This is a genomic window from Halogranum rubrum (assembly GCF_900114455.1).
Classification (GTDB): Archaea; Halobacteriota; Halobacteria; order Halobacteriales; family Haloferacaceae; genus Halogranum; species Halogranum rubrum.
The window spans coordinates 605,254-627,178 of record NZ_FOTC01000001.1; the positions used below are offsets into that span (position 1 = coordinate 605,254).

Consider the following 21,925-nt stretch of genomic DNA (forward strand, 5'->3'; position numbering starts at 1 on the left):
TGGACTTCTTCGATTCGTAAGGGAGAGGGGCCAAGCCTCGCCTCTCATTGTACCACGACGAATAACCGTGAGGAATCCCCAAACTTATTTATACCCCTACTCGAAAACAGAAAGACGAACTCACATGGCAATGGATAGCACCAGTCAATCGAGACGGCAGTTTCTAAAAGCGACAACCGCCGCTGGCTCAGCAGGTGCATTGACCGGACTCGCAGGTTGCACCGGTGGTGGCGGGGGCGACGGTGCATCGTCGAATACTAGTTCGAGTGGAACCGGGAGTTCGGGGGAACAGACCTCGATGGGGTCGATAGCCAACCTACAGAACTCTTACTGGTTGTCGTGGAAGAAAGGCTACACTGAGGCTGCGAAAGCACTCGGCTACACTACGAACGTCCAGACGAACGAGGGTAACGTCACCACGCAGCAGCAACAGTTCGATACCGCAATCGCAAGCGAGACCGATACAATCGTCGGACAGACGTACACGAACGCTGCGGCGATTTCGTTGGCAGAGACGTGTGTCCAAGCTGGTGTCCCAACGATTCTCGCCGTGACGATTGCAGATTGGTACACGCCGCAAGACGCAGGCGACGAGTACGTCCAGTTCTTCGCACCGCACTTTGTCAATCACGCGTACACCGCCGCGAAGATCCTATTCGAGTCGATGGGTGGGAGCGGGGGGTTCGTCCACATCGAAGGAAACCGTGGAACGGCACCGAACATTGGCCGAAACAAAGGCGTCGAGTTGGCAATGGAAGAGTACCCGGATGTCGAACGGCTAGGCCCACGCCTACAGGGGAACTGGATTCGATCGGACTCCCGAAAGGCGATGTCGGACAAGGTTTCGCAGTTCGGTGACGACATCGAGGGTTTCTTCGGCCAGAACGACGCGGTCGCACTCGGCGGGCTCACGATTCTCGAGGAGAACGACATCGACGTCCCGGTGGTCGGCATCGACGCTGGCGAACCCGGGCTTGCAGCAATCCAAGAAGAACGAATGGTCGCCTCGGTCTCTGGGATGGGTCCGTGGCAGGCCGGGTGGTCACTCGTGAAGTGTCACGACTACCTCAACGGTCACAGTCTACAGCCTGCAGAACGGATGATGTCGTTCAACGCTCCCGTCTGTGTCAAGAACACCGACGAGTGGACCGATACAATCGAGCGTCTCCCAGTCGTCGCGGCCGAGCAGTACGCCGAAGCTATCTTCGAAGGTGAAACACCATACGACTGGAAGAAGATGTCCGTTGCGGAGTCGGGCAAGGACAGTTGGGACCCTCAAATCGACATGCAGCCAATGAACCGAGCCGATATGGTAGAGGTGCTTGACTGGAGCGACTCCAACAAGCCGAACAACTACTCACTGCCGGAAGCGTACACCGACCAAGAGGCACAGAAGCAGATTACCGACCTCTATAAGAATCGCTTCCAAAGCAACCCGCTCAAGTCCTAATAGGATGAAACTATGTCGAACACAGAGACAGTTCCTTCAGAGACAGAGGAACAGATGAACGATGCTCTCACGGTCGATACGACCACACCCAGCTTTCGTGTCGAGGGCATCTCCAAATCGTTTAGACACGTACAGGCACTCTCGAACGTCTCGCTCGAAATCAACCGTGGTGAAGTCGTCGGACTCGTCGGCGAGAACGGTGCCGGAAAGAGCACGCTGTTGAACATCGTAACCGGTGTTCTCCAGCCAGACGGGGGGACGTTGTACGTCGACGGTGACCCGGTCGAGTTCACGAACCCACGCGATGCAGCAGACTACGGTGTCTCGCTCGTGCATCAAGAACAAGACGTCATCACCAATTTCCGAGGGTACGAGAACCTCTACCTCGGTCGCGAGATCGAACGAGGCGGCGTCCTCGATCGAAACCAGATGAGGGAGGAGGCACAGGCTTTCGTCGAAGACCTCGGGCTCAAACTCGACGTCGACGAGTTCGTCTCGAACTACTCGTTCAACGAGCGGCAGATGCTGGAAATCGCGAAAGCATTCCACGTCTCCCAGAAATCGGATAATCCCGTCATCCTCCTCGACGAACCGACTGCGGGCCTCGAAGAGGCCGGTCGAGAGATTCTCTTTGACCTGGTCAACGACCTCCGCGACCGAGCGACGTTCGTGTTCGTTTCACACGAACTCGACGAAGTGTTAGATATCTCCGACCGAATTTACGTGCTCAAAGACGGCGAACTCGTCGACGAGACCACTGCGAGTGCAGCAACGCAGGATAGTCTCCAACAGAGCATGGTCGGTCGCGAGACGGCAGACGAATACTACCGAGTCTCCGAACAGCGGACCGAGGAAGCACTCGGGACCGAGATGTTTCGTGTCGACGACCTCACCGTCGGTGAGGAGATCGGCCCACTGTCGTTCTCGGTCCGCAAAGGTGAGATATTCGGCATCGTCGGCGTCGAAGGGTCTGGAAAAGAGCGACTCGGACGAGCACTCGCCGGTGACCTCGGTATGACCGACGGGACGATTTCGGTTGACGGAACGCCGGTCACCGAACCGTCCGTCTCCAAGATGGTCGACTCGGGTGTCGGTTACATTCCTAAGGACCGAAAGTCCGAGGGACTGCTGTTGTATCAACCCGTCCGAATCAACGTCTCACTGGCGATGATTCGGAACATGAACGGGAAGTTCCCACTACTCAATCTCGATGCAGAAGACAAAGCGACAGAGCGGGTTATCGAGGAGTTGAACGTCAAGACACCGGGCCCCGAAGCCCTCGTCCACGGCCTGAGTGGTGGGAATCAGCAGAAGGTCGTCATCGGTCGATGGCTCGCCCAGGAGACGCCGATTCTCGTGATGGACAACGTCACACGTGGCATCGACGTCGGTGCGAAAGAAGAGGTGTACCGTCTCTGTCGGGAACTGACTGACAGCGGGGTCTCCATCGTCTTCATCGGTGACGAGCTTCCAGAAGTGATCGGCATGTCGAATCGAATTGCGGTGATGAACAGTGGACAGTTCGTCGATGAGCCGTTCGATGCATCGGCTGGCAACAAACCGACCGAAGAAAAGCTGATACAGGAGATGATCTGACATGAGTGCAGACAACCAACAGGCGATTCGGCAGTGGCTCGATAGACAACGTGAACAGCGGACGATGCAAGATTGGATTACCGATGTCGGTCCGTTTGCGATGCTATTCATCCTCTCTGGGCTGTTCGCGGCGACGACGACGCAGTTTCTCACGTACGGGAACCTCGTCGACAACGTTGCGAAAAACAGCGCAGTCTTACTGCTGGTCGCTCTCGCGGGAACGTTCCCCATCCTCCAGCAGAGTATCGACCTCTCGGTAGAATCGACGGTTACGCTGACTGGCGTCCTAACCGTGGTCCTCATCTCTCAGTTCCAACTCGGGCTGTTAGCAATCCCGCTTGCAGTCGGTGCTGGTATGCTCGCTGGTCTCGTCAACGGCCTCGTCTTCACGAAGCTGAAGGTTCCGTCGTTCCTCGTGACGCTGGGGACACTGTCGATCCTGATGGGTTTCGCGCTCATCATCACCGGTGGGTCAACCATCACGTTCCGTGATCAAGCGCTTCGGGGGATTGCCACCGGTACCTGGATCCCCGGGATTCCGAACCTCGTGATGTGGGGACTGCTCATCTACGGCGGCACCGTCTTTCTCGCCTGGCGGACGAAGTTCGGACGCTACTGCTTCGCGCTCGGTGAGAACGAGCGCGTCGTCGAACTCTCGGGTGCAAAAGTTGACCGCTACAAGATCTACCCGTTCGTCCTCTCGGGACTGCTGTGTGGGACGGCGGGCGTCCTCTTGACGCTCCGCATCTCCTCGGCGTCGCCCAACATCGCTGGCGGACTGATGCTTCCCAGCATCGCTGCTGTCGTTATGGGCGGGACTGCACTCACCGGCGGTGTCGGTGGACCGCACCGAACTATCCTCGGTGTGTTGGTCATCGCCGTCCTTCAGAACGGGATGAACCTACTGTCGATCAACCCGTTCGTCCAAGAGATCATCCTCGGCGTCGTGGTCGTCAGTGCAGTCGCACTGTCGATCGACCGAGAGAAGATCGACGTGGTCAAATAACATGGTCGCCCGAAACACCACAACTGGTGACACGGGTGCCCACATCAGACCACCTCGTTCCATCCGATAGTGTGTCCCAGGCTCAGAGAGCCTTTAAACACGCACTGCTGGTACACCCGGTGACCGGGAGCGTCTCAGAGAAAGTCATTCGCCTCTCACCTCTCCTGACAACTGTCATTCACCGAGTGCTAACGTCGTCACACCGCTGGTGCCGACACATCTTTCCATTTAATCCAGTGGCTCTTCTCCTCCAACGCTGAGCCGTCTCGTTTGACACTCACCGTGGACCCAGATGGCGATTTGCGAAGGCAGATTACGACTGACCGACTCGCAGCGGTCCGAAATCAGAGTACCTCGACTACAGCTTTCCCTCGAAAAGAAAGCTCGAGCGCCGTCACCGTTCGTGAAAATCAGGGCAACCGAGCCACCTGAGAAACGTCGGAATATGGATCAACGTCTTGTACCCCGTAGGCTGTGAGTTAGAGACGGTCGAACGCGTTACTTCGACTGGTTGCTGTAGATTCGCTCGTGGCTATGCGAGTAGATCTCGACCAGGTTCCCGAACGGGTCTCGACAGTAGGTGAGCGTGTACTCGTCGTCCTCTTCGAATATCTGCCAGATCTCCGCGTAGTGGTCACCGCCGTTCTCGTCGATACGTGTGGCAAGCCCTTCGACGTCCGGGTCGATGACGCACAGATGAAAGAGACCTGGCTGTGGAGGGTCCGGATCCGACTGCCCGCTCGTCGACTCGAACTCGAACAGTTCGATGCCGATCTGGTTTCCTGTCGCGAGATGGGCAAAGCGCATCGATTCGAAGTCACCGAGCAAGTTCGCCGCCTGTCGGCCACCGTATCCCTCGTTCGCGGTGATCGTATCGGGGCCTTTGATGTGGGTAAATCCGAGGACGTCTCGGTACCACTCAATCGCTTCTTCGAGGTCCGGAACTGTGAGTCCGACGTGGGCGAGGCCACGTGGATGCGGTTGCTTCGACATTGCGTGAGAGACAATGACTAGCCGTATGAAATAGTTTTCTCCGAGTCTCGTTACCTCTCTCCGCTCTCTCACCGAACTGCGTTGGGGTCGAAGCGACAGTCTACTCCGTCCAGGGCGTCCGATCTACTTTCTCCTCGGTCTCGGGGTTCACCGTCCTGATTTGGTGGTCGATGGCGTCGATACGAGCGATATCCTCGTCGTTGAGATCCAGCGATAGCGCCTCGTAGTTGTCACGGATGTGGTCACCGGACGCTTTGGGAATCGCTGCGACGTTGTCGTGACTGAACAGCCACGCGAGGCTCACCTGTGCGACGCTGACGCCGTACTTGTCGGCGATGTCGCCGAGAACGGGTTCGTCGAAAACTTTCCCTTGTGCGAGTGGGGAGTATGCGACGAGATAGATGTCGGTTCTCTGAACGTACTCGACGAGTTCACGTTGGGGGAGGAGTGGATGCATCTCGACTTGCGTCGCGAGTATCGGTGCGTCCAGAATCTCACGCGCCTCATCCAGCAGGCTTGGTGTGAAATTACTCAACCCGACGTACCGTAGTTTCCCATCGTCGTAGAGGTCGTCGAACGCGCCGAGTGTCTCGACCGGGTCGTACGCGTTCGTCGGCCAGTGGACGTAGAGGAGGTCGACGGTGTCGAGTCCGAGTCGGTCCAGACTCTGCTCAGTCGAGTGTTTGAGGTCTTCCGCACCGAGGTTGTCGGGGAGCACCTTCGTCGCGACCGTCAACTCCTCTCGTGGGACGCTGCTTCGGGCGATGCCACGTCCGACGATGGTCTCGTTCTCGTACCACTGTGCAGTGTCGATGTGGCGGTATCCGATTTCGAGTGCCGTCTCAATCGTCTCTGGATCGGTTACGCCGACGGTTCCAAATCCCAGTCTGGGCAGTGCCGTGTGCGGCATACTCACATATTCTCGAACACTATCCAAAAGTGCGTCGCCGAAGCACAGCCTCCTCGACGTTGCTGATCCCTCGAACTACGGTTCGACGAGTATCTTTACGTGCTCGCTGTCGGGATCAAGCAGGTCCTCGAACCCGTCCTCGACGATGTCGTCGAGTCGAATGCGTCCTGTAATCATCGCCTCTGGGTCGAACTCCCCCGATTCGAGATACTGAACCGCCATTCGGAACTCTCGGTCCGCGAGTGGTCCACTGAGATAGCCGTTCGACCCGTTGATCGTTCGTTCGACGACGACGAGTTCGTTCGGAGTCAACCCAACATCGTCGTCGGAGATACCGACACAGGTGATCTGCCCACCTCGCTTTGTGCTCTCGATGGCTGCTCGAAACGTCGGCTCGATACCGACTGCCTCGAAGGCGACGTCGACGCCGCCGTTCGTCGACGCGTTGATTACGTCGACGGAGTCATCCGCCATAGGGTCGAGCGTCGTCGTCGCACCGACCATCTCGGCGATTTCGCGTCGTTTGCGACGTGGTTCGGAGACGAATACTTCCGTGGCGCCCCCTGCTGCCACCGCCTGCACGATCGAGATTCCGATGGGGCCGGCCCCGAAGACGGCGACGCTGTCGCCCGCCTGCATTCCCGAGCGGCGAACCGCGTGGAGACCGACACTGAGCGGTTCGACGAGTGCACCGTACTCTACCGGAATACCCGCAGGAAGCGGGACTACGTTTGCAGCCGGAACGACGGCCTGTTCGGAGAATCCACCACTCCGTGCCGAGAGTCCGATGTTCGCAACCGACTCACAGAGGTTGTGCCGTCCCTCGCTGCAGTAGCGACACTCGCCGCAGACGAGTGCTGGGTTGACCGTCACAGCATCTCCTTCGGCGACTTCGGATACGTCACTCCCGACTTCTACGACGGTTCCACTGAACTCGTGTCCGAGCGGAACCGGCAAGGAAGCGTTCGTCAGTGGGTGGGTCGTCCCTTCGGCCGGTGTAAGGTCGGGGCCACCGGTGTACTCGTGCAGATCAGTCCCGCAGATTCCAGCCGCTACAACGTCGATGCGCACTTCGTTGCTGCCGAGCACTGCTTCATCGACTGACTCTACCCGCAGGTCTTCCGGACCGTAATAGTTTGCTACCCGCATGTCTATGACACACATAGGAACCCTCATAAACATTTGTTCGAGCAGGGTAGCTGGCTCACTCGCTTCGACGGAAAGAATGGCTGCCCTCGCAGTTCAGTCGGCCGTCGCGGGGTCGTCGCTGACGTGTTCGTTTGGTACTGTTCCATCCTCGTTCCAGTCACGCTGGGCGTAGTAGTCGTCGAGTGCGGCCTCGAAGTCCGGCAGATCGTACGGAAGCGTGTCGTCGGTGCGGTCGAACCCGCGTTGGTTGTTGAAGTGTCGTTCGAGTTCGACTACCGTCGACCCGACCGCAAGTAGTTCATCATAGTCGGCGTCGAACAGTCCCTCGAACCGTTCCGGTGTCATGAAACTCCGTGAGAAGCGACAGACGATACCGCAGTCCTCTAGCGCCCGGGCGTTCTCCTGTTTCACGACGTGCGGTGCCTTCCCTTCGAGTCCCGTTGGATTCAGCGCCTCTTCTTGGGCGACGAGCGGATACTCCCAAGCGTACATAGTGGTGAACATGTGGTCTGCACCGCGGTTTGCGACGGCGTACGAGAGGCCTTGGCCGTTCAGGGTGCGTCCGTCGTGGGCTGCGAAGTCTAATCCCTTGACCGTCCAGTTGTCGACACCGAGATCCTCGTGGAACCGGTCGATTCCTTCCGCGAGCAAGTCACCCTCGTCTTCGCGCTTCGCGATCTTCTCGACCGTTTCGTGGATGAGGGCGGTGTTCCCGAACTCGTCCTCGGAAGCGAGGTAGGCGGCGACCACGTTGCCGCAGGTGATGGTGTCCATCCCGTATCGGTCACAGAGTTCGTTCGACTGCATCACGTCGACAATATCGTCGACGGCGCAGTTCGACCCGAAAGACATCACCGTCTCGTACTCGGGTCCCTCGGTTTCGACGCCGCGTTCCTCGTCTCTCGTCGGAAGCTTGCAGGCGAACGCGCAGGCCGAGCAGGTCCCACGTTTGTACTTCTTCTCACCGACGCGGTCGCCGTTGATACCGTTGACGCCCTCGAACTGGAGCTCCGAGAAGTACCGCGTCGGGAGTGCACCGACTTCGTTCGCGAGGTCGGTGACGCTCGTCGTCCCCTGCTCTTTCATGATGTGGTCGCTGGTCGCGGCGTCGCGGTGGACGTCCATCTGGATGGGTGGAATCTCGACTTGCGGCCGTGAGTCACCCGCGAACGTGACCGCTTTGACGTTCTTCGCACCGAGGACTGCCCCGAGACCTCCCCGGCCGAATGCACGACTCTCGGTCGTCATGATGGATGCGAAGCGAACTCGATTCTCGCCCGCCGGTCCGATACAGGCGACGTGTTCGGCCGAGAGTCCGTGAGTGTCTTCGATGTACGTGGTCGTCTCTGGTACGGTTGCACCGTCGAGGTCCGGAACGGGTTCAAACTCGACCCCTTCGTCGGTGACGTGGACGACGACGAGTTCGTCGCTCGTGCCGGTGAACTCGACGACACTGTAGCCAGTGTCCGCGAAGTTCCGCGACATGAACCCGCCGGCGTTCGACGAGAGTAGTCCCCCGGTGAGCGGCGAAAGACTCGTGCAGTTCATCCGGCCGGTGAAGCTCATGTTCGACGTTTGCATCGGACCCGTCGAGAAGAACACGCTGTTCTCCGCGCCAAACGGGTCGGCGTCGAACGGAATTCGGTCATGTGCGAGTCGAGTGGCGACGCCACGGCCGCCGATGAACGTCTCGAGGACGTCGTCGACACTGGTCTCTACTGTCTCGTGCGCCCCTACGTCGACTGTCAGTAGGGGCCCCTCAACGTGGAGCATACGTATGCACAACACTCACACGGTGTATTAAAAATACCTAGAAACTCGGTTGGTCGACACCCGACCCGCTACGCAGTGAATCCACCGTCCATCACGAGATTGTGACCGGTGACGAACGACGACTCTTCGCTCGCGAGGAACAGTGCGGCATCGGCTACCTCTTCGGGCTGACCCGCACGGCCGAGAGGTGTCTGGTCGAGGATGCCATCGGCCGTCTCGCCGTCTTCCATCGTCATTGCCGTCTCGATAAAGCCAGGGTTGAGCGCGTTGACACGGATGTCGTTCTCACCGTGTTCGACAGCGAGTTCACGCGTCAGATTGGTGACGCCACCCTTCGAGGTGCAGTAGAGCGACGAGTTCTCGAGTCCTCGAATCCCTGCGATAGAAGACATGTTGACGATGGTCCCTCCGTCTGCCTGGTCGAGCATCTGTTCGACGGCAGCCTGACAGCCGAAGTAGACGCCCTTGAGGTTGATATCCATGAGCCACGCGAAGTCTTCCTCCGACGCTTCCTCGATCGGTAACTGGCGTTCCACACCGGCGTTGTTCACCATCACGTCGAGCGACCCGTACGCGTCGACGGTGGTCCGGACGGCCGCTTGGAGCGCGTCGACGTCTGTCACGTCGGTTTCGACGTACTGTGCGTCGCCGCCTGCTTCCTCAATAAGTTCGTGCGTCGGTTCACCACCGAGACGGGGGTCCTCGCGGACGTCCGCGACTGTTACACTCGCACCTTCCTCTGCGAATCGTAGTGCGATAGCACGTCCGTTCCCTGACGACGCGCCCGTCACGAGCGCAGCCGTTCCACTGAGTCGTCCTGTCATAGCTGTGGTTGTCTTGCGTCACCGTGTCACATTAAGTGTTTCTCGCCCAGTGATGTCAACTTGGGCCCATTTTTGACGGCTCGCAGTGTTGTATCCATCCTAAACTTTAATACACAACCTGAGAGAATCACTGGTAGGCATGTTAGCCGACGGCACACTAGTGGTGGATTCCGTCTCCCACTGCTTCAACCACACGCCAGAGAATCACAAGCATGCGAATGCGCAACGCTGGGACGACGAGACCTTCGACCTCGGCAACAAACTCTTGCCGGATAGTCATGTCCCGTCAGAGGAAGTGTTCTACCGTGACCACTCACCGGAGGAACTCGCCCGGTTGCTCTTTCTCGAGAGCCAAATCGACTACACGGTGTACCACTCGCTGCCACTGGACGACTACTTCCACGACGGCTACGTCTCCCGCGAGAAAGGGTTCACGTTCCGCGAACAGAACCCGAACCGTGTGGGGATGTACGTCGACATCAATCCGCTCGAAGACGACGCCGTCGAACAGGTCGAGCACTTCGTCAAGGAGAAAGACGTCGACGGTATCAAACTCTATCCAGCACGCTACCAGAACGGGCGGGACCTTTCGCTCCAACTGAACGAGCGATCCGTCCAACCCATCCTGGATAAGGCCGACGAACTCGACGTCGACACTGTCGCCATCCACAAGTTCATCCCCTTCGCGAAGGCCCCGACCAAGTACTTCCGGATAGACGACGTTGAGGAGGCAGCGAACAAGTATCCGAACCTCAACTTCGAAGTCATCCACGTGGGGTTCTCGTTCCTCGAGGAGACCATCTGGGCGATGGCGAGCAACGACAACGTCTACGCAAACCTGGAGAATTCGGCGTGCTTGGTCAACACCCGTCCGCGGAAGTTCGCCAAGATCATGGGCGAACTGCTCTACTGGGTCGGATCCGACCGCGTTCTCTTCGCCAGCGGTGCGACGGCACTCCATCCACAACCCCCCATCGAAGGGATCTGGAACATGGAGATGCCGGAGGAACTGCAGGCACAGTACGACTACCCCGACATCACGAAAGAGGACAAGAAGAACATTCTCGGACGGAACGGACTCGAACTGCTTGGGAAAGACCCCGACCAGGTCCGGCGCGACATCGAGGGCGACCGCTGGGCCAAGGCGCGTGAGGAACTCGACCAGTACCCGGCCAAACCGTGGTCGACCTACGAGGTGCCTGCTCCCGAGCCATGAGTACGACGAACCACGTCACGCCGGACCAGGAGTTCTCGAACGAACTCAAATCGCAGATCAAGACCGAACTCGGGAAGGTGTACGACCCGTGTAGCTGTATGAGCGACCATCCCATCAGTATCCTCGATCTCGGACTGGTCGAGAGTATCGACGTCGACGACGATGTCGTCAACATCGACCTCCTGTTGACGTCGCAACTCTGCACGTACTTCCTCGATATGAGCGACGAAGTGGTCGAACGGGTTGAAGCGCTGGACGGTGTCGACCGAGTCGAAGTCCATCAAGACACTAGTGGAGAGGTTTGGACGCAGGAACGTATGTCAGACGAGGAACGAACGGCGCGCCGTGAGCGCTTCCTCGGACGCATGGAGGAGGCAGACATCACTCCCTACGCCGAACAGTCGAAGTAACCGTAAGCGAATCGCTTCAGTCACGCGTCACCCATCTCGATGTCACGCCGTCGTGGCGGCCAGTTACCCGCCTCGACACCGCCTTCTGCAGTCGTCAGCAAAAAAGAGCCAAGCGACGCTTATCGTGCTGTCTTCACTTCTTCCAGTGACTCGGGGTTCTCGATACTGCTCATATCGCCGAGGTCTTCGTCCTGATACAGCGAGGAGATAGCACGACGGATAATCTTCCCCGACTGAGTCTTTGGGAACTCGTCGACGAATAGTACCTCGCGGGGGCGGAACGGCTTGCCCAACTCCTCGCCGACGAGCGTGCGCAGTTCGTCGCGCAACTCGTCGGTCTCGTCGACGCCGTCTTCGAGGACGACGTAGGCGACGACGGCGGTTCCCGTCGTCTCGTCGGGGACGCCGACGGCGGCGGCTTGGTTCACCGACTCGTGTTCGATGAGTGCGCCTTCGACTTCGGCGGGGCCGACCTTCCGCCCGGCCACGTTGAGTGCGTCGTCGGCGCGGCCGTGGAGGAACCAGAAGCCGTCTTCGTCTTTCTGTGCCCAGTCGCCGTGGTCCCACATCGGCGGGTTCTCGAACGTCGACCAGTAGGTGTTCAGATACCGCTCGTCGCCTTCCCAGAGCGATTTGGTCATCGAGGGACAGGAGTCGCGGGCGACGAGGAAGCCGCGTTCGTGGGCGTCGGCGACCGATTCACCCTGGGCGTTCACGATGTCGATGTTCATACCCAGCCCCGGCCCACCGAGTGAGCAGGGTTTGAGCGGTTGGGTGGGCATCGGCATGAGGAAACAGCCGCAGATTTCGGTGCCGCCGGAGATGTTGATGATGGGCGCTTCGCTGCCACCGACCTTCTCGTAGAACCACATCCACGACTCGGGGTCCCACGGTTCGCCCGTCGACCCCAGGAGGCGAAGACTGGAGAGGTCGTGTTTCTCGACCCACTCGTCGTCGTACTTGCGGAGCGCGCGAATCGCCGTCGGAGAGATGCCGAAGGTGGTGAGTTTGTGACGCTCTATCATCTCCCAGAAGCGGTCCGGTTCGGGGTGGTCGGGCGCTCCTTCGTACATGAAGATGGTGCCGCCGAAGGTGTGGTTTCCAATCAGCGTCCACGGCCCCATCATCCAGCCAATGTCCGAGACCCAGAAGAAGCGGTCGGAGGGTTTCTGGTCGAAGCCGAAGTGAATCTCCTTGGCCGTCTGCATCTGGACGCCCGCATGAGTGTGGACGATTCCCTTCGGTTTCCCGGTGGTGCCCGAGGAGTACAGCAGCATCGACTCCTGGTCCGAAGGGAGTTCCTTCGTGTCGTAGGCGTCGTCCTGCGACTCGACGGCGTCGGCCCACCATTCGTCTCGTTCGTCGACCCACGGCACTTCCGTCTCGCTCTCCTCGTCACTCTGCTCGCGGGTCGCTTCGCTCCCCGCTCGCGTCTCCGAGGCGCGTTGCGCCTCGCGCGTCCCGAATCTGTCGAAGACGACAGTGTGCTCGACGTGTCCTGCCTCTTCGATAGCGTCGTCAGCAGCGCCTTTCAGGAATATCTCGCCGCCGCGACGCTGGAAGCCGTCGCCGGTGAAGAGCACCGAACACTCCGAGTCTGCGATTCTGGTTGCAGTCGCGTCGACGCCGAACCCCGAGAAGATGGGGACGGCGACGGCGCCGACTTTGAAACACCCGTAGAGGATGGAGATTACTTCGGGAACCATCGGCATGTACAGCCCCACAGTGTCGCCAGTTTCGATACCGACGGACTCCAGATAGTTCGCCACCTTGTTGGCTTGGCGGTGGAGTTCGTGGTAGGTGACCTCCCGAACCTCGCCGTCCTCGCCCTCCCAGATACACGCGACCTTATTGCGCGTCTCGCTGTCGACGGCGGCGTGTCTGTCGAGGGTGTTGTGTGCGATGTTGATTTTTCCACCAGGATACCAGTCGGAGAACTGCGGACCCTCCGTATCGTCACGGACGGTGTCGTAGTCCTCGTAGAACTCGACGTCGAGGTAGTCGACGAGTTCGTCCCAGAACCACTCGACGCCGCTCTCGTCGACGCCCTCGACGTCCGTACACGTGCGTTCGATGAGTTCGTCGTAGTTCTCGATGCTGTGCTCTTGCATGAACTGCCAAACGTTCGTCGACTCGACGAACTCCTGGCTCGGTTCGTGTACTATCTGTCTCTCGTCGTGAGCTTCGGCTGGCATAGTTGCGCGTACCAATCGATGGTGGAGCAACCATCATAAACTATCGGGGAAGAGGCAGCGATTCGCAGTTTCTTAGGACTACTCGAATCGCCCAGTTTCCTTGTACTGCTGGCCGAGCTCAACGTAGTGCTCGTGGACGCGGGCAATCTCGTCGCGCTGGTCGTCCGTGAGGGGTTTGGTCTGTGCCGGGGCACCGTAGGCGAGGTGACCCTCCGGAATCGTCTGGTCCTGCAGGACGACTGCGCCAGCAGCGACGATACAGTTCGACTCTACCGTCGCCCCGCGGAGAACACAACTTTGCATCCCGACGAGCGAGTAATCCTCGACGGTTGCGTAGTCGACGACGACGTTGTGACCGATAGTCACCTCGTCACCGAGAACCGCTCCGTGGAGCATCGTGAACTCTTGGACGTTAGTTTCGGCCCCAACCACTGTGGTCCCATCGTCGCCGCGGAGGCACGTGAATGGCCAGAGACTAGCACCTTCACTGACTACGACATCGCCGACGAGGTAGGACATCTCGGAGACGAAAGCCGAGTTCGCAACTGCTGGCGACTGCTCGCCAAGGGGTTTCTGCATGGTCCAGTTACCGAAGTCTCGGAGCATAGTGTTATCGCCGTGTTGGGTAGTCGAAGGCAAGGTGGCGCTCGCCAGCCTGAGACGTTGTGACTGTCGGTGAGACCCTCACTCCAAGCGCGATGTCGTTGCCCTCTGCTAAGACTCGACCCGTCAACTGAACCGGACCGAAGTCGGCGATGGCGACGACCGGTGTCTCCCCGGCGAATTCGGCTGTCGTAACCTGAATCTCCGTGTACGTACTGACAGTGCCAGTGTCCGGCAGTGGTTTTTCGACCAGATGAGTGCTGCCACATTTGGGACACACCCGTCGAGGTGGGAGTGATCCATGCCCAGACTCACACTCAAGATAGTAGCCTCGATCCGCGTCAACGGCGTCAAGTAAGTCATCGTAGCCAGCATTCTTCGAGTTCGTCATTGAGTTACCTCCAGAACGTGGACAACCGCGCTTGCGACCGTCCCACCAGCGTTGTGAGCGACCGCGACAGAAGCGTCGTCGACGGCGTCGCTATTGACGTGGTCACCGCGGAGAAGCTTCGAAAGCTCGACGACCTGACTCACGCCCGTCGCACCGACGGGATGGCCCTTCGCCTTCAGCCCCCCAGAGAGATTGACCGGAAGTTCCCCATCGGCGGTCGTCTCCCCCTCAGCGGCCGCAGTGAGTGCTGTTCCCGTGTCGTAGAGTCCGAGTCCTTCGAGTGCGAGTACCTCTGCGATGGTGAAGCAGTCGTGGACTTCGAGTAGGTCGACTGCGTCGGGAGTGATGTCGGCATCAGCATAGGCGTCACTTGCTGCCCGTTCTGTAGCGGGTGTCCGAACGAATGAGGACCGGTCCTGTAGCGCAAGCGTATCAGTTCCTTGGCCGGAACCGGCGATGGCGATTGGGGCGTTGACGTTATGTCGCTCAGCGTACCGCTCGCTGACGAGTACGACCGCACTGGCCCCGTCTGTGAGTGGACAAGCGTCGTAGAGTCCGAGTGGGTCTGCTACGGTCGGCGCGTCGATAACGTCTGTGACTGTGATTTCTTGCTGGAACTGCGCGTAGTCATTGTCGAGTGCGTGGTCGTGATTCTTCACAGCGACGGCAGCGAGATCTTCACGGCTACCGCCAAACTCGTCAAGATAGGCCCGAGCCATGAGTGCGTATGCACCCGGGAACGTTACGCCCGCGCGACGCTCGTAGAGATCGTCCGCGGCCATCGCGAGGCCTGCAGTAACCTGGTCGGTCGAGAGGTTGTTCATCCGTTCCATTCCACCGACGAGGACGACGTCAGCCGTACCTGCTCGGACTGCTTCGACACCACCACGGAGTGCAACACCGCCGGATGCACAGGCGCTCTCGTATCGTGTCGCTGGGCCATTCATCCCTGCGGCCTCTGCCATGAGCGGTCCTTGATGCCCTTGTCGTTCGGCGACGGTCCCGACAAAGTTTCCATAACACAGTCGATCAATGTCGGTTCGGGGAACGCCCGAGTCAGCGATGGCTACGCGGACTGCTTCCGCGAAAAGGTCACGGCCGGTACGGCCTGGGTAGACACCGAACGCTGTGGAACCAACGCCCGCTATGCGGACTGATTGCATACGGCAAAGAGAGGTTGACCGTGGATAGTAGGTGTTACGGTCGGACAGCGGCCTGTTCTGTGGCACTCGCCCGATTCGTGCTGATACTCGTCCGATTGGGAGGTCTGAGCGGGACTCGTGTGACGACTAAACAACCCAACGCTAGTAACAGCAGTTGCACTCCTGTCGCGACACCGTATCGCTCTGCGACGAATTTGATAACGACGGATGCAACAGATAGTGACCTTTACCGATGGGAGCTCTCTGTGGATGAGTTAAAATAGGATGTCTTCGTGTACTGCTGTATGTACCAGATAGTGGTACCTGTCGACGACGACGTCGACCGCGCAGTTGCACAGGCACGATATGTAACCGAGTTACCTGGTGACCCGAACGAAGTCAGCGTCATCGTTGCGCACGCGTATCGTGATACAAACAGGACGACCGAGAAACCCGATGAGGAAAGCCAAGCGGTTATCGAGGCGATTAACTGTCTCCGTGATTCGGGCATGGCTGTAGAACAACGTGAACTGTACGTTCCGGTCGCAGAGAGTATACTCGACCTGACAGCCGACGTTGACGCGGATGCGATTGTGATGAGCGGACGGAAACGCAGCCCGACCGGGAAAGCCCTATTTGGGAGCGTTACGCAATCAGTCGTACTTGACGCAACGGTCCCGGTGACCGTCGTTAGTGTCGAGTAAGGTGGAGTAGCTGACTGTCTCAAGCGACTCGAAACAGAGCCGCTTGAGCAGGCTGCTCAGAACACTCACTAATCAGGAAGACTGTGAACTTCACCAGATTAAAACAGAATAATTTGGACGGTTTTTTCTGCAACTACCGACTGAAACTAGAATCGACGTGCCGACGTGGACGCCGGCGCTTCTCGGCAGATTTCTGGAAAAAAGGTCCGGCTTTGACTGCTCAACCCCGAATTGCTGGTGGTTAACGGGAGAATCGGGATTGTGCCATCAAGAGCCTCGTCGAACAGTCGCCGAAACCGATCTTGAAGACCAAGACGAGTCTCACGACGAGCTAAAAAATCGGCTAGACATGGACGCTACGGTAGTTTGTATCGACCAGCCAAGAAATATGTGCGGTTTGAGCCACGTACCGCGTGGTTTTCATGTAGCACGCTTCCTTCGGTTTCGCTCTCTGGACAACGTGACTGGCAGTGTTTGCCCGAGCAGGTTTGAGAGCGGGATAAACAACTAGCTCTTCGACCTGTTAGTTCCTTGTCTAGACAGTGCCGATAATCTCACTTATCAACAGACGAGGAGAGTACCCTCCCCCGCTATAGCTATTCACAGAATTATTTAACTAGTTCTATTCAGAATGCGCTACACCGGCCGAGACAATTGGGATCCTTTCGACAGGTTCGTCGCTGGATGATGCTGGCCACGACTGTTTCGACGACAAGATACTTAGTGCCCCACAAATAGCCGTTCTGTATGACTATCTCCTCGGCCGTCGTTCTCGCAGCGGGTGAGGGAACGCGGCTTCGTCCCCTCACACGACATCGACCGAAGCCGATGCTCCCGGCAGCGAACCGTCCGATTCTGGAGTACGTCCTCGACGCACTGGTGGACGCCGGTATCGACGACCTGCACATCGTCGTCGGGTACAAGCGTGACCGCGTCCAGAATCACTTCGGTGCGAGCTATCGCGGGCAAGCGATCACGTACCATCACCAGACGAAGCAACTCGGGAGCGGCCACGCTCTCTTGCAGGCCGAGGCCGGACTCGACTCGGACTTCCTCGTCGTCAACGGTGATCAGATCGTCCACCAAGAGATGGTTCGCGCCGTCATCGAGGCGCATACGGTCAAAGACGTCGCGACGCTCGCCATCGTCGAGAGCGACCAGGCGTCCAGTTACGGGGCCGTCCGGATGGACGGTGACCGAGTGACCGAAATCGTCGAGAAGCCCATCGACGACACCTACCGCCTGCTGAACGCCGGTGTGTACGCCTTCGCCCCGTCCTTCTTCAGTGAAATCGAACAGACGCCGCGACAGCACGGCGAACTCGCACTGACCGACACACTCGGGACGCTCATCCACGAGGACCAACAGTGCGTCCGTGGCGTGCGCGCGACGGGCGTCTGGTGGGACGCGACGTACCCGTGGGACCTCCTGAGCGTCGCGCGCGCGCTGGTGACACGTGGGCTGGTCTCCGAACCCGAAACTGACGACGGCGTCTACGTCTCGCCGTCTGCCAGCGTCCACGACGATGCGACGCTGGAGGCACCGGTCGTCGTCGGCCCCGACTGCGCAGTCGGCCCGCAGGCCGTCGTCGGTCCATACACGGCTCTCGGTCGAAACGTCACGATCAACGCTGGGGCCGTCGTCGACGGGTCGACGATAGACGCGGACTCGCGCGTCGGCCAGAACGCCACTGTCCGCGACTGCGTGACGGGTGAGTCCGTCCGAATCGGAGCCGGAACTGTCGTGAGTGGCGGCGTCGCCGACGTGCGTGTCGGTACCGACGTCCACGAACATTGCCGTCTCGGTGGCGTCGTCGCCGACCGGAGCGAAATCGGCGGCGGGTCGACGATTGCACCGGGTACGCTCGTCGGGTCGAACGTCACCGTCGAGGCGGGAACGGTACTCTCTCGGAACGTCGACGACGACGTGGAGGTCGTCAACTGATGTGTGGCATTATCGGCTGTGTCGGCCGCGGCGACCGGACGGTCGAAACGCTCCTCTCGGGGCTCTCGACGCTCGAATACCGCGGCTACGACTCTGCGGGCATCGCACTGGCGAACGGCTCGATCGACGTCGTCAAGAAACAGGGCGAACTCGACGCGCTCGAACAGGTCGTCGACACCACGACGCTCTCGGGGAGCGTCGGCATCGGCCACACGCGCTGGAGTACCCACGGCCCGCCCTCGGACCGTAACGCCCACCCTCATACGGACACCGAGGGGAACGTCGCCGTCGTCCACAACGGCATCATCGAGAACTACCAAGAACTCCGCGACGAACTCGAACGCGAGGGTGTCGTCTTCACGAGCGACACCGACTCGGAAGTCGTCCCCCATCTCATGGCGCGGTCGCTGCACGAGGGGGCGTCCCCGCGAGACGCGTTTCGAGATGCAATTAGCCAGTTAGAGGGGAGCTACGCCATCGCCGCCGTCGTCGCCGGCGCGGACACCATCTTCGCCGTCCGACAGGACTCGCCGCTCGTCCTCGGCATCGACGACGACGCGTACTATCTGGCGAGTGACGTCCCCGCGTTCTTGGAGTACACGCGCGACGTCGTCTACCTCGAAGACGGCCAGTTCGCCGAACTGCGAGCGGACGGCTGGACGGTCTTCGACCACGAGGGGACCGAGACGACCCCGACTGTCGACACCGTCGAGTGGAGCGCAGAACAGACGGGGAAGAGTGGCTACGACCACTTCATGCTCAAGGAGATCAACGAGCAGCCGACGGCACTCAGACAGTGTCTCAGCGGGCGCGTCGACGAGGTGAGCGGCGGCGTCACCGTCGACGAACTCGACGACCTCGACACGCCGAGTGCGGTTCAGTTCGTCGCCTGCGGGACCTCGTACCACGCTGCCCTCTACGCGACGACGCTCCTCCACGAAGTGGGCATCCCGGCGAACGCCTACCTCGCCAGCGAGTACGCGACGACGCATCCACCGCTCCCGAACGACACGCTCGTCGTCGGCATCACCCAGAGCGGCGAGACGGCCGATACCCTGAGCGCCCTCCGGAACGCCGAGAGCCGTGGGGCGGAGACGCTCGCGCTGACCAACGTCGTCGGGTCGAGCGCCGCCCGCGAGTGTGACCACGCACTCTATCTCCGCGCCGGTCCCGAGATCGGGGTCGCCGCGACGAAGACGTTCTCCTCGCAACTCGTCGGAGTGAACCTGCTCGTCGAGCGACTTCGCCCGAGTGGCAGTCCGACTGGAGAGCTTCGGTCGCTCATCGCCGGCCTTCGTGACCTCCCCGGACACGTCCAGCAGGTACTCGACGACTCGACGGCACTCGAACTCGTCGACGAACTGTTCGGCGCAGAGGCGTTCTTCTTCATCGGCCGCGGCCTCCACTATCCGGTCGCGCTCGAAGGCGCACTGAAGTTCAAGGAGATCACCTACGAGCACGCCGAAGGGTTCGCCGCCGGTGAGTTGAAACACGGTCCGCTCGCGTTAGTGACCGAGAACACGCCCGTCTTCGCCATCGTGACCGGCGACGACGAGGAGGCGCGAAAGACGCTCGGCAACATCAAAGAGGTCGAAGCGCGCGACGCGCCCGTCGTCGCCGTGACGGACGGGAAAGCCGAAGTCGAACGCTACGCCGACTACGTCCTGGAGATTCCCGAGACACACGAACGCACGAGTCCGGTGCTCGCGAACGTGCAACTGCAGTTGGTGGCTTACCACATGGCCGCCCGGTTGGGGCGGTCTATCGACAAGCCGCGGAATCTGGCGAAGAGTGTGACGGTGGAGTAAGAGTCAGACGTTGTCAACGAGCAGTGGAGTCGTGGCGGCTCGCCAGAACGACGGCAGAACAACAATTGTCTATGTGCAGTCTCGACGTGTGAGCAAGAGGGCCACTGATCTCGGGAAAGACGATTCTCGTTACGGGTAGGACAGGATTCGTCGGGAGTCACGCCGCCGCAACGTGATCGTCGCCATATTCGCCGCTCGGTCCCCGATCAGGCAGTTATCGGTAGGGCCGGTCGCTCTGGCAATCGGGAGGCCCACAGTACCGATCACTCCTCGATTCGCTCGGCGCTAAACACTCGGATGTTCGAATTCGCTTCTCCTATTTCGATGGATGCAGATAGTCACGTCTAACTGAACGTCTCATCGGCCGGTTTAGAAAAATCCAGATCTTCGAGGTGTTGTTTTACTTGTTCGTATTTCACTCTATCAGCGGCGAGTGAATCGATGAACGGCGTTGTCTCCCTTTCGTCGCTGCTATAGCAGCTCACTCGATCACGTCGGGCCGTGTCCAGAAGCAGAACGACAATATTCGGCTTCACTCTCGGTCAGTACCTCACGGTTGAGTTAGTCTTTTGGCCTTGTTCTTCAAGAATCTCTCTCACTATCTCTTCGACTCGTTTCTTAAATCGATCGCGGCTGAACTGCTGTTCCGCATCTGGGAAACCTTGGCGAATCGACTCCTGTTCGTGAGGATCTTCCAGCACGAACGCTATCTTCTCTACTGCTTCTTCCTCGCTCTCATAAAGGAGCCGTGCGTCGTTGTTTACAATCTCCTGCTGTCCTCCGCTTCGTGGAACGAACGGTATCTCACCGGCTAACATCATTTCGGCCACAGCCATCCCAAAGTGCTCGTAATCCTTCCCGTGAAGGCCGAATTTGTGGCCGGATAGGAGTTCAAACAACCGCTCGCGAGGAACCTTCCCTTCGTACAGTATGTACTCTCTCTCTTCAACTAAATCCTTGATGTGAGATGCATATTCATCAGAGTCAGCAGGACCGACGATATGGAGATGCGTCGAATAACCTCTCTCTCGAAGCCTATCGACAATTGTAATCAAGCGCTCGTAGTTCTTCGTCGCCTCTATCCGACCGACCGCGACGAATCCATCCTCGCGGTCGTTCCACGGTTTCGCTGAGCGAAACTGGCTGTCGATCGGAGGATACAGGACTTCTGGTCGTATCCCATAAATGTTCTCTGTGACATCTGCAGTCCAATTCGAGTTTGCTAGCAGTTTAGACTGAGTCACATCTTCTTCCCGATACTGAGCTAGCCACTTACATACCTTATTGTAGAGACTGTAGACTGTGGTGTCCACTTCTTCTCCTGGAACAGACGAGCGGTCGAACTGTGGCACATGAACGTACTGCACTGCAGGTCCCGGTAAACTTAGTTCGTTTACCGTGCTTATGAGGACATCATACTCCTCGCGTACGCTCTTGACGTACCGGTTGATCAGTGCCACCTCCAACAAAACGAACCGCCTTCCTCGGTATTTGTTCACCAGTTGTGGTATCGTCCCTAATTTCTTTACTGGTACGTCTTCGACAGACGTATCGGCATACTCGTTGAGGCTCTCTATATCCACGGAACTCGCGGTTAGAACCTCGACTTCGTGCTCTCTCTGTAGGGATTCGATTACGTTCATGCAGACGACTTGACCCCCTCCAAGTCGACTCAAATCAGCCTGCACGACCCCTACTTTTGCCATATTCCGTTGGATGTCCCATCTATTCTTAGTTGTGACGCTTGATTATCGCTTCCTCCACCCGGGTTGATGCGAATGCTCTTAGTTACCGTCGGGTTATTCTATCTC

Annotated in this window: 18 protein-coding genes; 8 read left to right on the top strand and 10 right to left on the bottom strand. The window is 58.9% G+C overall.

Translation table 11 applies throughout. From position 1 onward, the window contains the following. Nucleotides 1–124: 124 nt before the first annotated feature. From BM083_RS02865 to BM083_RS02875, 3 genes are all read left to right on the top strand, one after another. Nucleotides 125–1,450: a sugar ABC transporter substrate-binding protein gene (locus BM083_RS02865; protein WP_089865506.1), complete on the top strand. Its 1,326-nt coding sequence runs from the start codon at nt 125–127 to the stop codon at nt 1,448–1,450. 54 nt (nt 1,451–1,504) lie between these two features. Next, a complete protein-coding gene (locus BM083_RS02870; protein ID WP_049894142.1) occupies nt 1,505–3,046 on the top strand; it encodes a sugar ABC transporter ATP-binding protein in 1,542 nt (513 codons plus the stop codon). Nucleotides 3,047–3,146: 100 nt separating this feature from the next. Beyond that, nucleotides 3,147–4,052, top strand: coding sequence for an ABC transporter permease (locus BM083_RS02875; protein ID WP_049894310.1), 906 nt, complete (start codon nt 3,147–3,149; stop codon nt 4,050–4,052). Between the two features lie 498 nt (nt 4,053–4,550). On the opposite strand, the gene BM083_RS02880 is transcribed toward BM083_RS02875, so the two are convergent. From BM083_RS02880 to BM083_RS02900, 5 genes are all read right to left on the bottom strand, one after another. Beyond that, on the bottom strand, nt 4,551–5,045 hold the full coding sequence (locus BM083_RS02880) for a VOC family protein (protein ID WP_089865509.1): 495 nt from the start codon (nt 5,043–5,045) through the stop codon (nt 4,551–4,553). A 100-nt stretch (nt 5,046–5,145) separates the two neighbouring features. After that, on the bottom strand, nt 5,146–5,955 hold the full coding sequence (locus BM083_RS02885; RefSeq protein WP_089865513.1) for an aldo/keto reductase: 810 nt from the start codon (nt 5,953–5,955) through the stop codon (nt 5,146–5,148). 75 nt (nt 5,956–6,030) lie between these two features. Beyond that, nucleotides 6,031–7,104 (bottom strand): 2,3-butanediol dehydrogenase, encoded by a 1,074-nt coding sequence (locus tag BM083_RS02890; RefSeq protein ID WP_089865517.1) that lies wholly within the window; start codon nt 7,102–7,104, stop codon nt 6,031–6,033. A 93-nt stretch (nt 7,105–7,197) separates the two neighbouring features. Then, nucleotides 7,198–8,877 (bottom strand): aldehyde ferredoxin oxidoreductase family protein, encoded by a 1,680-nt coding sequence (locus tag BM083_RS02895; RefSeq protein WP_089865520.1) that lies wholly within the window; start codon nt 8,875–8,877, stop codon nt 7,198–7,200. A 68-nt stretch (nt 8,878–8,945) separates the two neighbouring features. Next, complete coding sequence (locus BM083_RS02900; RefSeq protein WP_089865523.1) at nt 8,946–9,701, bottom strand: SDR family NAD(P)-dependent oxidoreductase; 756 nt, start codon at nt 9,699–9,701, stop codon at nt 8,946–8,948. Between the two features lie 139 nt (nt 9,702–9,840). Here BM083_RS02900 and BM083_RS02905 point away from each other — a divergent pair, with 139 nt between their 5' ends. Both BM083_RS02905 and BM083_RS02910 read left to right on the top strand, forming a co-directional pair. Beyond that, a complete protein-coding gene (locus BM083_RS02905) occupies nt 9,841–10,917 on the top strand; it encodes an amidohydrolase family protein (RefSeq protein ID WP_049894141.1) in 1,077 nt (358 codons plus the stop codon). After that, nucleotides 10,914–11,327 (top strand): metal-sulfur cluster assembly factor, encoded by a 414-nt coding sequence (locus BM083_RS02910; protein WP_009376563.1) that lies wholly within the window; start codon nt 10,914–10,916, stop codon nt 11,325–11,327. Before BM083_RS02905 ends, BM083_RS02910 begins: the two co-directional genes overlap by 4 nt. Nucleotides 11,328–11,446: 119 nt before the next feature. Here the strand turns inward: BM083_RS02910 and BM083_RS02915 are convergent, their stop codons facing one another. The 4 genes from BM083_RS02915 to BM083_RS02930 form a co-directional block, all read right to left on the bottom strand. Further along, nucleotides 11,447–13,522 (bottom strand): AMP-binding protein, encoded by a 2,076-nt coding sequence (locus BM083_RS02915; RefSeq protein WP_089865526.1) that lies wholly within the window; start codon nt 13,520–13,522, stop codon nt 11,447–11,449. A gap of 78 nt (nt 13,523–13,600) precedes the next feature. Beyond that, nucleotides 13,601–14,101: a gamma carbonic anhydrase family protein gene (locus tag BM083_RS02920; RefSeq protein ID WP_089868321.1), complete on the bottom strand. Its 501-nt coding sequence runs from the start codon at nt 14,099–14,101 to the stop codon at nt 13,601–13,603. A gap of 31 nt (nt 14,102–14,132) precedes the next feature. Further along, nucleotides 14,133–14,516: a Zn-ribbon domain-containing OB-fold protein gene (locus BM083_RS02925; RefSeq protein WP_083851067.1), complete on the bottom strand. Its 384-nt coding sequence runs from the start codon at nt 14,514–14,516 to the stop codon at nt 14,133–14,135. Beyond that, the gene (locus BM083_RS02930) at nt 14,513–15,679 is read right to left on the bottom strand and encodes a thiolase domain-containing protein (protein WP_089865529.1); all 1,167 of its coding nucleotides are present in this window, start codon (nt 15,677–15,679) and stop codon (nt 14,513–14,515) included. The genes BM083_RS02925 and BM083_RS02930 overlap by 4 nt, the downstream gene beginning before the upstream one ends. A gap of 284 nt (nt 15,680–15,963) precedes the next feature. Here BM083_RS02930 and BM083_RS02935 point away from each other — a divergent pair, with 284 nt between their 5' ends. From BM083_RS02935 to glmS, 3 genes are all read left to right on the top strand, one after another. After that, nucleotides 15,964–16,362: a universal stress protein gene (locus tag BM083_RS02935; protein ID WP_089865532.1), complete on the top strand. Its 399-nt coding sequence runs from the start codon at nt 15,964–15,966 to the stop codon at nt 16,360–16,362. A 747-nt stretch (nt 16,363–17,109) separates the two neighbouring features. Beyond that, entirely contained in the window at nt 17,110–18,306 is a 1,197-nt protein-coding gene (gene glmU / locus BM083_RS02940) for a bifunctional sugar-1-phosphate nucleotidylyltransferase/acetyltransferase (protein ID WP_009376549.1), read from the top strand. Beyond that, nucleotides 18,306–20,114 (top strand): glutamine--fructose-6-phosphate transaminase (isomerizing), encoded by a 1,809-nt coding sequence (gene glmS, locus BM083_RS02945; protein WP_089865535.1) that lies wholly within the window; start codon nt 18,306–18,308, stop codon nt 20,112–20,114. Before glmU ends, glmS begins: the two co-directional genes overlap by 1 nt. Before the next feature lie 542 nt (nt 20,115–20,656). On the opposite strand, the gene BM083_RS02950 is transcribed toward glmS, so the two are convergent. Further along, nucleotides 20,657–21,820 (bottom strand): glycosyltransferase family 4 protein, encoded by a 1,164-nt coding sequence (locus BM083_RS02950; RefSeq protein ID WP_089865538.1) that lies wholly within the window; start codon nt 21,818–21,820, stop codon nt 20,657–20,659. Nucleotides 21,821–21,925 lie beyond the last annotated feature (105 nt).